Here is a 12,279-nt window from a genome sequence, read left to right as displayed (position 1 = left end):
CCCCCCGGTTCAGTGCCCCGTGAGGCGTTCCATGCCATCGCGGAACCTGTACCAGCCGGTCATCGCCGGCAGGAACCACGGTGTCTCGCGGTAGAGCGGCGCGGTCGGAAAGCGGAGGTTCCAGAAGGCGGATGGTGCACCGCCCGCCATCGCCTGGCCGGCCATGTGCCCGAGGTAGCTCTGCATCGCCACCCCCGAGCCGTTGCAGCCGAGCGCATGGACGATGCCCTCGTGTTCCCCCAGATGCGGCAGCAGGTCGAAGGTGAAGGCGATCCGGCCGGACCACGCGTAGCGGATCGGGATCCCGCGCATCTGCGGAAAGATGGTGGTCAGCCGGTTCGAGAGCTCTTTCGCTATGATCCCCGCGTCCCGCATCCGCAGGCTCGCCCGTCCGCCGAAGAGGATGCGCCGCCGGTCGGGCGTCGGGCGGAAATAGCTGAGCAGCCGCCGGCTGTCGACGGCCGTGCGCCCCTCGGGCAGCAATTCGTCGATCAGCCCGTCGGGCAGCCTGTCCGTCACGACGATATAGCTCGCCGCCGGAATGACCCGCCGGCGTAGCCATGGGACGAGGCTGTCGGAATAGCCGTTCGTGGCGATGAAGACGCGGTCGCAGGCGACCTGCCGTCCACGGGCGGTGACGCGCCAGCCGGTCCCGGAGCGTTCGATCGCCGTCACCCGATGATTGTCGCAGAGCGCGGCGCCCTCACTGTCGGCCAGGTCGACGAGCCCCTGCACGTATTTCGCCGGGTGAAGCTGTCCGGCCCGGTCGATGGTCATGCCGCCGTGATAGATGTCGGACCCGATGGCCCCGCGCATCCTGTCCTTCGGGACAAGGAGGGCGCCGTCCCGCTCCATCTTGGCTGCCTTCGCCTTCATCGCCGTGAAGTGGCCGGGCAGCGAGGCGCAGACCACGCGGCCCGACCGGCGGTATTCGGCGTCGCGCGGCAGCTCGGCGACCCGCGCCTCGACGAAGTCGAAGGAGGCCGCCGCCTCGTTCTTCAAGGCCTGGAAGGTTCCGGGCGGCAGCCGCGACTCGAGGGGCGAGCGGACCTGCGACGAAGCCGCGGCCTTGCCGAGGTTCACACCGCTCGAGACGTGGCCCGCATTGCGGCCGCTGGCGCCGAAACCGAAATCATCGGCCTCCAGCACCACGACGCTGGCACCGGCGCGGCGCAGGGTGATCGCCGCGTTCAGCCCGGTGAAGCCGCCGCCGACGATCGCGACATCGGCGCGCTCGGGCGGTGTGCGGCCAAGGCTGCGGGGCGGGGCGTCCTCCCACCAGTAGGGGGTCGTTATCAACGCCGCCATCAGTCACGCTCCACGAAGAACTGGATGCCGATGACCCGGTCGAGCACGAAGACCATCAGCGAGGTGAAGAGGACCAGAGCGGCCGACACGGCGGCGATGATCGGGCTCGCGCTTTCCAGCACCTCCGAGAAGACCTGCACCGGCAGGGTCATCACGAAAGGCCCGACGAGGAACATGGTCACCGTCACCTCGTCGAAGGAAATGATGAAGCTGAAGAGCAGAGAGGTGACCAGACCCGGACGCACCGCCGGCAGCGACACCAGCCAGAAAATGCGCCAGGGCCGTGCGCCGAGGCTGGCCGCCGCCTCCTCCAGCGCCGGGTCGGCCTTGCGAAGCGCGGCGGCGACCGGGCGATAGGCGTAGGGAATGGTCAGGATGCAATGCACCAGCACAAGCCCGGTGAAGGTGCCGAGCCAGCCCAGCCCCGCGAGCGTGACGATCATGATGACGCCGATGGCCGCATGGGGAAAGATCAGCGGCGTGAGCAGGAGCGTCTCGTAGCTGCCGCCAAGCGGCACGCCGTGACGGACCACGGCCCAGGCGGCCGCGAAGGAGGCGCCGGTGCTGACGAGCGCCCCGATCAGGGCCAGCAGAGCAGAGGTGCCGAGGACCTTGAGCCAGTCGGCCGAGCCCAGGAACTCCGCATACCAGCGAAGCGATACCCCCTCGATCGGGAAGGAGAGATAGCCCGCCGAGGTGAAGGACGACAGCACGACGATGACGATGGGCAGCGGCAGGAATAGCAGGACGGCCCAGGCGACGATGCGGGATGTCATGGCGCGCCCTCCCCGTTCAGCCTGCGCGTCACGCGCCGTTCGAGCAGCTGGATCGGCAGGACGATCGCGAGCGCCGTCACCAGCAGGACCGTGGCCAGCGCGGCGGCCTTGGGATAGTCGAAGAAATGCATGACCTCCTGGAAGATCTCTGTGCCCAGCATCGTGTCGCCGAGGCCCCCGAGCAGCAGCGGCGTGACAATGGCACCCGTCGCCATCAGGTAGACGAGCGTGGTCCCGGTCAGGATGCCGGGCAGCGACAGCGGCAGCAGGACGGTGGCGAAGGTGTGCACGGGGCGGCCGCCGAGGCTCATGGAGGCTTCCTCTAGATTGCGGGGGATCTGCATGAGGACCGAGACGATCGCGATGATCATGAACGGGCAGAGCACGTGGACGAGCCCCAGAACGACGCTGAAATCGTTGTACATCAACGGGGCCGGCCGGTCGGTCAGCCCGCTCCAGGTGAGGAAGCTGTTGATCAGGCCGCGCGGTCCCAGGATGACCACCCAGCCGTAGCTTCGCACCACGATGGAGACGAGCCATGGGAAGATGATGAGCAGCAGCAGGACGTTGCGGTTCCCGCGGTAGCGCGCGACGTAATAGGCCGTGGGGTAGCCGATCAGGAGCGCGAAGAGCGTGGTGAGGGCCGCCGTGCGCAAGGTGCGGCCCAGCATGGCGACATAGTCGGACCGGCTGAAGATCGCGGTGTAATGGGCAAGGTCGAACTGGCCATCCAGGACCACCGAGGACCAGATGAGCCGGACGAGGCCCACGACGAAGACGGCCATCAGGAGGGCGGAGGGCGCAAGCATAAGCGCGGTGCGGGCGGATCGGGGCACGGGGGAAAGCTCCGGATTGGGGTGGGGCCGACGGCTTGCGTCTCTGCCCCTTCGATGCGGTGGCAGAAGGCCGCCCCGTCGCGAAACGGGGCGGCCGGGTCCGGTCAGAGATTGGCCAGCATCTGGTCGATCTCGGCCACGGTCTCCTTCTGATGCGCGGCGATGTAGCCCCAGTCGGGCTGATAGAGGCGGTCCTTCACCTCCTGGAACGTCATGCCCAGCTTGGCGCGGATCTCGTCCGTGGCCTCGGCCTCGGAATTGGCGGGGATGTAGCCCGAGATCTCCATGCCGCGTTCCTGCGGTTCGGGCGAGGCGATGAAGTTGAGCCACTCCGCGACCCTCTCGCGATCCGACACACCCTTGGGCGCCACGACCACATAGGGCAGAAGCAGCGCGCCCTCGTCGGGGATCACGATCTTCACGTGATCGACGCCAGCTTCGTTCAGCGACCAGACCCGGACGGAATAGAACGGCATCGCCGCCACCTCTCCGCGTTCCAGCATGGTGTTCTGCTGGGCGAGAGAGTTCGACACGTTCAGCACGTTGCGGGACATGCCCTCCAACAGCTTCATGCCCCCGTCGGTGTTCTTCTCGTCGCCGCCGGCGGCCTTCGACAGGATCGTCAGGTCGTAGGTCGACAGATAGATCGGCCGCGTCATGCCGAGCCGGCCCTTCCACTTTTCGTCGGCGAGGCTTTTCCACGAAGAGAAATCCTCGATCGAGGCCTCGTCCGTGTTCACCGCGATGCCGTAATAGGCGAAATACGGAGTGATGCCCGCAAGGCGGCCGTCTTCCGTCTTGAGCCAGTACTCCTCGGGGATGTTCTTCATCGCGGGGATCTCCTCGATGTCGAACGTCTCAAGCATGTCGTCCCGCATCAGGTTCACGCCCTGCACGAAGGTGCCGATGCCGGTGTGGTACTGCGGATTGCCCGCCTGCGCGCGGAACTGCGCCTCGGGGTTCGGGACCTCGACGATGCGGACGGAGGTGCCCGTCTCGGCCTCGAAGGGACCGGCGAAGGCGCCCGTCCAGGTATCGCCGACGCCGCCGCCCCAGGAGGCGTGCAGGATCGGTCCGGCCTGGGCCGAAAGCCGGCCCGGCAGCGAAAGGCTCGCGGCCGCGCCCATGAGGCCGGCCATTGTCTGGCGTCTTGTGACTTTCATCTCAAATCTCCTTGTCGGTTGTATCATGCCCCGGTTGATCCGGGATCAAGGTGACCGCTTCATCGGGCCAGCCTGCCGAAACGGACTGCCCGTCGGGCAGCGGATGGCCCTGCCCCGGCTGGAACGGGACCCTTGCCAGCAGCGGGCCGGCCGCGCTGTCGAGCGCATAGGTGATCGTCGCGCCGGAAAAGCTGTGCGACGTGACCCGGGCCTCGCAGGTGTGCAGGCCCGGCCGGCCGAGTTCCACGTGTTCGGGACGGACAGAGATCGCCACCGGATCCCCCTGCCCCGGCGGCGTCTCGCCCGCCGGCAGCGGCACCGCCACCGCCACCGGCGCCGCGAGGCCGTCGAGCCGGAGCGTGACGCGCGCGGCATCTGCCGCATGGACCTGGCCCCGCAGCAGGTTCGTCTCGCCCACGAAGCGGGCGACGAATTCGGTCTGTGGACGATGATAGGTGTCGACCGCGGAGCCGAACTGCTCCACCCGCCCGGCATTCATCACCGCGATCCGGTCGGACATCGACAGCGCTTCTTCCTGATCGTGGGTGACGAAGATGAAGGTGATGCCGGTGTCCTGCTGGATGCGTTTCAGTTCCCCCTGCAACTGGCGTCGCAACTTGAGGTCGAGCGCGGAGAGCGGCTCATCAAGCAGCAGGATGTCGGGCGAGGTGACGAGCGAGCGGGCCAGCGCCACGCGCTGCCGCTGGCCGCCGGAGATCTGCGCGGTGCCGCGGGTCTCGAAGCCCTCGAGCCCGACCAGCGCCAGCATCTCGCGCACCTTGCGGTCGATCCCCTCTGTCCGGCGACGGGCGCGGAGGCCGAAAGCGACGTTGTCGAAGACGTTCAGATGCGGGAACAGCGCGAGGTTCTGGAAGACCATGCCGATCTCGCGGTCGTAGGCCGCCTGTTGGGAAATGTCCTGCCCCCGCATCCGTATCGCGCCGCTGGTCGGCTGTTCGAACCCCGCGATCATGCGCAGCAGCGTGGACTTGCCGCAGCCCGAGGGGCCGAGCAGCGTCACGAATTCCCCCTCACCCACTTCGAGGCTGACGTCCCGCACGGCGGTGAAGCTGCCGAAACTCTTGGTGACGGACTCGATGCGAAGAATGGGGTCGGCGCGGGTCTGGGTCGAGGTCAAGACGCTCCTCCGGTCGGACAATGTTTCTGCAGGGGAATGGCGGTCGAACATGGCGCATTCTCGGCCTGCAGGGAGGGGTCAAGTCAAATAGCAAAGTACAAGAATATCATTCCAGGAATGAATATTACGAAGCGCAGAGATGATTGGCATTAAGCGACGGAATATAATCGATAAAGCTCGGAAACTCCGAGCATGCATCTGGGTTATGATTTGAAGATCATTCGGCATTTGAAGCCCGGTCGCCCCGCTGTCTAGCATTGGGCGCGGCGCCGGAAGACGGCACCGGTCTCCAGCCATGAAGGACAAGATCATTCCATGACGCCCGTGCCCCTGACCCGACCCGACCAGAGCCCGGACGAACGACGCGAGACGATCGAGAGGGCCGACTTTCCCGCCTCGATTCCCGCGCTTCTGGACACAGCGGCGGACGACGTCCCCGATGCCACGCTCTGGGAATTCTTCGACGAGGACGTGAGCGCGACCTATGCCGAGGTCCAGCGGGAGAGCCGGAGGATCGGCGCGATGCTGGCGGGCCAGGGGGTGACGCAGGGCAGCCGGGTCGCGGTGATGCTGCCGAACATCCCGGAGATGCCGCTCGCATGGCTGGGCCTCGCCCGGCTCGGTGCCGTCATGGTGCCGGTCAACATCCGCTATTCCCCGCGAGAGCTCGACTTCCTGCTCGGCAATGCGCGCGCCGAGTTGCTGCTGATCCACGAGGATCTGACCAGCGTGCTCGACGGCACCGATAGCGATGTCCGGACGCTTGTCGTGGGGTCCGCCGGCTGGCGCGATGCATGCGCGGCCGCCGATCCCGAAAACTGCCCCGAGACCGGGATCGATTGCGACGACCTGATGAACATCCAGTATACGTCGGGGACCACCGGCCTGCCCAAGGGCTGCCTGCTGTCGCACCGCTACTGGCTCACCACGGGGATGGTGAATGCCTGGCGCGACGGCCGCCGGTTCCGCCGGATCCTGGCCACGACCCCCTTCACCTACATGGATCCGCAATGGCTCCTGCTCATGGCGATCTACCAGCGGGGCACGGTGGTCGTCGGGCGCAGGCAGAGTGCGACGCGGTTCTCGCGCTGGCTGTCGGAGCACCGGATCGAGTTCTGTCTGTTCCCCGAGGCCGCGACCAAGCAGCCCCCCGCCCCGCATGATGCCGACAATCCGGTGATCCGCGCGAACATCTACGGCGTGCGCCCCTCGGCCCATGCCGAGATCGAGGCGCGCTACGGGCTGACCGCGCGGGAAGCCTTCGGCATGACCGAGATCGGTTCGGGCCTCTACATGCCGATGGAGGCGGAGGACATGGTGGGGTCGGGCAGCTGCGGCCGCCCCTCCCCGTTCCGCGAGACGCGGATCGTGGACGATGCCGGCCATGAGGTGCCCGAGGGCGAGATCGGCGAGCTTCTGATCCGGGGCCCCGGCATGTTCCAGGGCTACCACGAGAACCCGGACGCGACGGCCGAGGTGCTGCGGGACGGCTGGTTTCACACCGGCGATCTCTTCCGCCGCGACGCCCGGGGCTATCACTTCATCGTCGGCCGCAAGAAGGACATGATTCGCCGCTCGGGAGAGAACATCGCCTGCCGCGAGGTCGAGGGCGTGCTGCGCGACATGGCCGAGATCGAGGAGGTCGCCCTGATCCCGGTTCCGGACGATCTGCGGGGCGAGGAGGTGAAAGCCTTCCTGACGCTCCAGAACGGGCATGCGGCGGACGAGGCCATGGTCGGGCAGATCATCGACTACGCGTCCCGGCGGCTCGCCTCGTTCAAGGTGCCGCGGTACTTCGAATTCATCGAGACGATGCCGCGCACGACTTCGTTCAAGGTCGCGAAGTCGGAACTGGTTAAGGCGCGGCAGGATCACCGCATCGGCGCCTTCGACCGGGTGGAACAGGTCTGGCGGTGAGGAGACAGCGATGATCATCGATTACGGGGCGACGCCCCCGATCCCGGAGCTTTCGCTCAGCGACGGCAGCCACCTGGCGAATTACCGGCGGGTCTATGCCGCCTCGGAAAAGGCCTCGGCGCGCGGCGATCTGACGCTCGGGCAATGGTTCGAGGAGGCGGATGCGGCCGGGATCGGGCTGACCGTCCTCAAGGGCCGCGACGTGGAGACCACCTTCGGCGGCCGCGTCACGAACGAGGCCGTGGCCGAGGTGGTCCGGGCTCATCCCGACCGGTTCACCGGGTTCGCGGGGGTCGATCCGAACAAGGGCATGACGGCGGTACGCGAGCTTGAATTCGCGGTGCGGGAGCTGGGCCTCAAGGGGCTCAACCTGCAATGCTTCGAGAACCGCCTGGCGGTGGATGACCGTCGGATGTACCCGCTCTATGCGAAATGCGTCGAACTCGACGTGCCCGTCAACGTGCATGTGGGCGTGAACTTCTCGCTCAAGTCCTCGCCCGATTTCGGCCGGCCCGAGATGCTCGACCGGGTGCTCTGCGATTTCCCCGAACTCCGCGTCTGCGCCGCCCCGCCCGGCTGGCCCTGGGTCGAGGAGCTGCTGTCCGTCGCATGGCGCCATCCGAACCTCTGGATCGGGCTCGTGGCGATGCGGCCGAAGCTGCTGGACGTCGAACATTCGGGCTACGGCCCGCTCATGCAGTACGGGCGGACGATCCTGAAGGACCGGATGATCGTGGGCACGGCCTGGCCGATGATGCCCATGGGCCGCGTGATCCAGGAGGTGCGCGACCTGCCCATCGAGGAGGACGTGGCCGAGAGGTGGCTTGGGGGCAACGCCGCGGCGTTCCTTCGGCTCTGACATCTGGGCAGAGCCGGAGAGGCCGACGTAGCGTAAGCCAAAAGGGGGGAGACCTGTATGACCGAAGACGAACTCTGCCGCATGAGCGCGACGGACCTGCTGCCGCGCCTGCGCACCGGCGAGCTGAAGGCCGCGCGGCTGATGCGCGCCGTGCTGGACCGGATCGAGAGACTGGACACCGAGACGAACGGCATAGCCCATTGCGACCCCGAGGCCGCGATGCAGGAGGCCGAAGCGCGTGACCGCGCGCTCGCCGACGGCGCGGCGCCCGGCGCGCTGCAAGGGGTGCCCGTGACCGTAAAGGACCTTGTCAAGGTGAAGGGCCTGCCGGTCGAGATGGGCTCCTTCGCCTACAGGGGCGTCATCGCCGACACGGATGCCGAGGCGATCGCCCGGCTGCGCCTCAAGGGCGCCATTCCCTTTGCCAAGACCGCGACGCCGGAATTCGGCCACAAGGTGCTGACCGACTGCCCCACCAACGGGATCAGCCGGAACCCCTGGGACCTCTCGCGCTCCTGCGGCGGGTCCTCGGGCGGTGCCGGCATCGGCGCGTCCATGGGCTTCGGTCCGCTGCACGTCTCGTCCGACGGTGCCGGGTCGGGCCGCATACCGGCCTCCGCCTGCGGCGTGGCGGGGATCAAGGCGACCTGGGGCGCGATCCCGCATGAAACGACGACGGATGTCTTCGGCTCGCTCACCTGCATCGGGGTGATGGGCCGGACGATTTCGGACCTGGCGCTTGGGCTCAACGGCATGAAGGGCCCCGACCGGCGCGACCCCTGGTCCTTCGGCGGCAGCGCGGATGCGGTTACGCTTCCCGAGGACCCGGTCGCGGCGCTGAAGGGCCTGCGGCTGCGCGTCGTGCTGCGCACCGTGAACGAATGGCTGGACCCCGAGGTCGAGGCCGCGGTCGTGAACGCCGTGTCGGTCCTGACCGATGCAGGGGCGCGGGACGTTGGCACGATCGACGCGCCGGTCCATGACATCGGCAACGCGCTGATCCTGATGCGCGCCTACCAGTTCGCGCGGTTCGGCCATCTCCGGGACGCGTTCGGGGACCGGATGGACCGGACGGCCCGGCTGTCCCTGACGCCGGGACCGCAGCACACCTACGACGCACTGGCCGGCGCGATCCGGGCGCGGACGGACATCTTCCACGAGGTGGAGCGCAATTTCGATGGCGCCGAAATCTACATCACGCCGACCATTGTCACGCCCTCGCTTCCCGTCGACCAGCAGGCGGACGGGCCGCTGATCGTGGACGGGGTGGATCACGGGCCGCTGCGGGAATCCTGGTATCCCTACACGGTCCCCCAGAACGCGAGCGGCCATCCCGCGATGTCGGTCCCGGTCGGCATGTCGTCCTCGGGGATCCCGATCGGCATGCAGATCGTCGGACCCTGGCACAGCGAGGCGCGGCTGCTTGGCGTGGCGGCGGCGATCGAACGGCTGATGCCTTGGGCCGGGACCTGGCCACCGGCGGCGGGGTGACGGCGCCCGGCGCCTGTTGCCCGGCCGGGGATGCGCGGTAAGCTTCGCCGAGCGACGAAAGGCAGGCCATGCGCATCACCCACAGGCAACTCGAAGCCTTCATCCAGTTCATGGAAACAGGCACCGTGACCGCGGCGGCCGAACGGATGTATGTCACCCAGCCGGCCATGAGCAAGATGCTTGCCGGGCTCGAGCTCGACCTCGACCTCGCACTCTTCCACCGCGAGAAGCGGCGCCTGATTCCGACCGACGAGGCGCGGATGCTCTACAACGAGGTGCGGCGCCTCTTTGCCTCGCTCGCCGACGTGGAGCGTTTCGCGCGGGACCTGCGCGAATTCCGGACGGGTGAGTTGCGGTTGATTACCGCGGCGACGATCGGGCACACGCTGGTCGCCGACGCGCTGGCGGAATTCTCGCGCGAAAATCCGCAGGTCGACATCCTGATGGACATGTCCTCCAACGTCGGGCCCGACGTGCTGGCCGCGAATGTCGACATCGGTTTCTCGGTCACGCAGTTCCAGCACCCCGCCCTGCGGATCGAGCCGCTGCTGCATGCGAGCTCGGTCTGCGTGGTGCCGCGGGATCACCCGCTTGCCGGGCGCTCGCGGATCGGTCCCAAGGACCTCGAGGGCGAGGAGTTCATCTCGTTCAGCCGCGACAGCCGGATGCGGCACATCACCGACGGGGTGTTCGAGCAGCACCGTGTCAGCCGCAAGATGCGGATAGAGGTCTTCGCCTCGGCCGAGGCGAACGCGCTGGTCTCGCGGGGCGTCGGCGTCGCCATCGTCGAGCCCCTGGGCGTGCGGCAGGAGTTCTGGCGCGATGTGGTCGCGATCCCTTTCGATCCGGCGATCGAGTTCACCTTCTCATCCTTCCGGCCGAGGGACCGTGTGGCGTCTCCGCTGGCGAACCGCTTCCTGAACATCCTGAAACGGCACATCCGCGACATGCATGACGGCGTCTCCAACCGGCCAGACTGGATGGAGGTTCGGCTGCCGCGGCGCGCCCGCGAGGAGGCGGGCTAGCACTTTGTCTGCGCTGTGCCCGCGGACGCTTGGCGCCCCTCCGCGCACCGGTCGACGTCTTCCCCGACGACGCGCGGCATGAGGCTCAGAAGCTCACGGGTGTAGGGATGCGCCGGCGCCTTGAAGAGCTGCTCTGCCGGGGCGAGTTCGACTATCTCGCCGGATCTCATCACGCCGACGCGGTCGCACATCTGGCGGATCACCGGCAGGTCGTGGCTGATGAAGAGCAGCGTCAGCCCGAGCTCCTGCTGGAGGTTCTTCAGCAGGTTCAGGATCTGCGCCTGGATCGACACGTCGAGCGCCGAGGTCGGTTCGTCGCAGATCAGGAATTGCGGCCGCGTCGCGAGCGCCCGGGCGATGGATATCCGCTGCCGCTGCCCGCCCGAGAATTCGTGCGGATATGCGCGCGCCGCCTCGGCCCCCAGGCCCACGTGGTCGAGCAGGTCGGCTGCGATGGCGTCGGCCTCGCCCCGCGACGCCGCGAGGCGGTGGTGCCGGATCGGTTCGGTCAGGATGTCGCCGACCCGCTTGCGCCGGTTCAGGGAAGAGAAGGGATCCTGGAAGATCATCTGGATCTGCTGGCGCGTCCGGGGCTGCATCGCCACGGCGCCGGGGCCCGCGATCTCGGTCCGGTCGTAGAATATGCGCCCCTCGCTCGGCTCGTAGAGCCCGGCGATCATGCGCGCCACCGTGGACTTGCCGGAACCGCTTTCGCCGACGAGGCCGAATGTCTCGCCCCGCCTGATGTCGAAGCTCACGTCACGGACGGCGGCGAAGCTGCGCCGCCAGGATGGCACCACCGAGTGATGACTGACGAAACGCATTGTGAGGCCCTCGGCCTGCAGCAGCGGGGCGACGTCGGCCGTCGCCGCCTCGCCGACGCGCCGCCCCAGCCAGTGGGTCGAGAGGTCGATCACCTTGCGCGTGCTCGGGTCTTCCCCGTCCGCGCGGTAGTCGAGCTGCGGGAAGCGGTCGAGCCGGACGTCCGAGCGCGGGACCGCGGCCAGCAGGCTCTGGCTGTAGGCATGCCGGGGACGCGCCAGGACCGAGGCGGTCGCCCCCGTTTCGACGACGCGGCCCTGGTACATCACCGCCACCCGGTCCGTGACCTCCGAGATCACGCCCATGTCGTGGGTGATGAAGATCGCGCCGACATTGCGCTCCCGGCAGAGCCTGCGCAGGAGGTCGAGGATCTGCGCCTGTACCGAGACGTCGAGCGCCGTGGTCGGCTCGTCGCAGATGACGAGGTCGGGGTCGGCGCAGAGGGCGAGCGTGATGACCACACGCTGGCGCATCCCGCCCGAGAACTGGTGCGGATACTCGCCCGCGCGCGTCTCTGGTTCCGGGATCCCCACTTCGCCCAGAAAGGCGACGGCTTCGCGCATCGCGGTCGCCCGCGGCTTGCCGCTGTGGCGGCAGATCGTCTCGGCGATCTGGTCCCCGACCGTAAGCAGCGGGTTCAGGCTCGTCATCGGGTCCTGGAAGATCATGCCGATCCGGGCGCCCCGGATGTGCCGCCGCTGCTTCTCGGACATGGTGTCCAGCCGAGCGCCGTCGAAGATCACCTCTCCGCCCGCGATCCGTCCGGGCGGTTCGAGAAGCCCCATGATCGCGTTGCCGATGGTGGATTTCCCGGCCCCGGATTCCCCCACGATGCCCAGGATCTCGCCCCGTTCGACAGTGAGGTCGATGCCCCGCACCGCCTCCACCGTCCGGCGGCGCGTGTCGAAGTGGATTTTGAGGTCGCGCAGTTCGAGAAGGCTCAT

At 67.8% G+C, this 12,279-nt stretch carries 10 protein-coding genes; 4 read left to right on the top strand and 6 right to left on the bottom strand.

What is annotated here, in order from left to right:
• Positions 1-9 precede the first annotated feature (9 nt).
• From Q344_RS0120425 to Q344_RS24635, 5 genes are all read right to left on the bottom strand, one after another.
• Positions 10-1,308 carry an NAD(P)/FAD-dependent oxidoreductase gene (locus Q344_RS0120425; protein ID WP_036540167.1) on the bottom strand — a complete coding sequence of 433 codons (1,299 nt, stop codon included), beginning with the start codon at positions 1,306-1,308 and terminating at the stop codon, positions 10-12.
• Complete coding sequence (locus tag Q344_RS0120420; protein WP_028288411.1) at positions 1,308-2,084, bottom strand: ABC transporter permease; 777 nt, start codon at positions 2,082-2,084, stop codon at positions 1,308-1,310. The genes Q344_RS0120425 and Q344_RS0120420 overlap by 1 nt, the downstream gene beginning before the upstream one ends.
• Positions 2,081-2,920: an ABC transporter permease gene (locus Q344_RS0120415; RefSeq protein ID WP_028288410.1), complete on the bottom strand. Its 840-nt coding sequence runs from the start codon at positions 2,918-2,920 to the stop codon at positions 2,081-2,083. The genes Q344_RS0120420 and Q344_RS0120415 overlap by 4 nt, the downstream gene beginning before the upstream one ends.
• Before the next feature lie 104 nt (positions 2,921-3,024).
• Entirely contained in the window at positions 3,025-4,083 is a 1,059-nt protein-coding gene (locus tag Q344_RS0120410) for an extracellular solute-binding protein (RefSeq protein ID WP_028288409.1), read from the bottom strand.
• A gap of 1 nt (position 4,084) precedes the next feature.
• Positions 4,085-5,221 carry an ABC transporter ATP-binding protein gene (locus Q344_RS24635; RefSeq protein WP_051630939.1) on the bottom strand — a complete coding sequence of 379 codons (1,137 nt, stop codon included), beginning with the start codon at positions 5,219-5,221 and terminating at the stop codon, positions 4,085-4,087.
• Between the two features lie 315 nt (positions 5,222-5,536).
• Here Q344_RS24635 and Q344_RS0120400 point away from each other — a divergent pair, with 315 nt between their 5' ends.
• The 4 genes from Q344_RS0120400 (at position 5,537) to Q344_RS24625 (ending at position 10,513) form a co-directional block, all read left to right on the top strand.
• Complete coding sequence (locus Q344_RS0120400; RefSeq protein ID WP_051630937.1) at positions 5,537-7,138, top strand: class I adenylate-forming enzyme family protein; 1,602 nt, start codon at positions 5,537-5,539, stop codon at positions 7,136-7,138.
• Positions 7,139-7,148: 10 nt separating this feature from the next.
• Positions 7,149-7,997: an amidohydrolase family protein gene (locus Q344_RS0120395; RefSeq protein ID WP_028288407.1), complete on the top strand. Its 849-nt coding sequence runs from the start codon at positions 7,149-7,151 to the stop codon at positions 7,995-7,997.
• A gap of 57 nt (positions 7,998-8,054) precedes the next feature.
• Entirely contained in the window at positions 8,055-9,488 is a 1,434-nt protein-coding gene (locus Q344_RS24630) for an amidase (RefSeq protein ID WP_051630935.1), read from the top strand.
• 68 nt (positions 9,489-9,556) lie between these two features.
• Complete coding sequence (locus Q344_RS24625; protein ID WP_051630933.1) at positions 9,557-10,513, top strand: LysR substrate-binding domain-containing protein; 957 nt, start codon at positions 9,557-9,559, stop codon at positions 10,511-10,513.
• On the opposite strand, the gene Q344_RS0120380 is transcribed toward Q344_RS24625, so the two are convergent.
• The gene (locus Q344_RS0120380) at positions 10,510-12,279 is read right to left on the bottom strand and encodes a dipeptide ABC transporter ATP-binding protein (RefSeq protein WP_028288406.1); all 1,770 of its coding nucleotides are present in this window, start codon (positions 12,277-12,279) and stop codon (positions 10,510-10,512) included. The two genes, Q344_RS24625 and Q344_RS0120380, sit on opposite strands and share 4 nt — an antisense overlap.

Source organism: Pseudooceanicola nanhaiensis DSM 18065, assembly GCF_000688295.1.
Taxonomy (GTDB): Bacteria; Pseudomonadota; Alphaproteobacteria; order Rhodobacterales; family Rhodobacteraceae; genus Pseudooceanicola; species Pseudooceanicola nanhaiensis.
This window is presented reverse-complemented; position numbering and strand designations above follow the sequence as displayed.

Coding starts and splice junctions, on each gene's coding strand:
- Q344_RS0120420 (WP_028288411.1), bottom strand. CDS start 2,084: ATGACATCCCGCATCGTCGCCTGGGCCGTCCTGCTATTCCTGCCGCTG.
- Q344_RS0120425 (WP_036540167.1), bottom strand. CDS start 1,308: ATGGCGGCGTTGATAACGACCCCCTACTGGTGGGAGGACGCCCCGCCC.
- Q344_RS0120400 (WP_051630937.1), top strand. CDS start 5,537: ATGACGCCCGTGCCCCTGACCCGACCCGACCAGAGCCCGGACGAACGA.
- Q344_RS0120380 (WP_028288406.1), bottom strand. CDS start 12,279: ATGAGCCTTCTCGAACTGCGCGACCTCAAAATCCACTTCGACACGCGC.
- Q344_RS0120395 (WP_028288407.1), top strand. CDS start 7,149: ATGATCATCGATTACGGGGCGACGCCCCCGATCCCGGAGCTTTCGCTC.
- Q344_RS24630 (WP_051630935.1), top strand. CDS start 8,055: ATGACCGAAGACGAACTCTGCCGCATGAGCGCGACGGACCTGCTGCCG.
- Q344_RS0120410 (WP_028288409.1), bottom strand. CDS start 4,083: ATGAAAGTCACAAGACGCCAGACAATGGCCGGCCTCATGGGCGCGGCC.
- Q344_RS24625 (WP_051630933.1), top strand. CDS start 9,557: ATGCGCATCACCCACAGGCAACTCGAAGCCTTCATCCAGTTCATGGAA.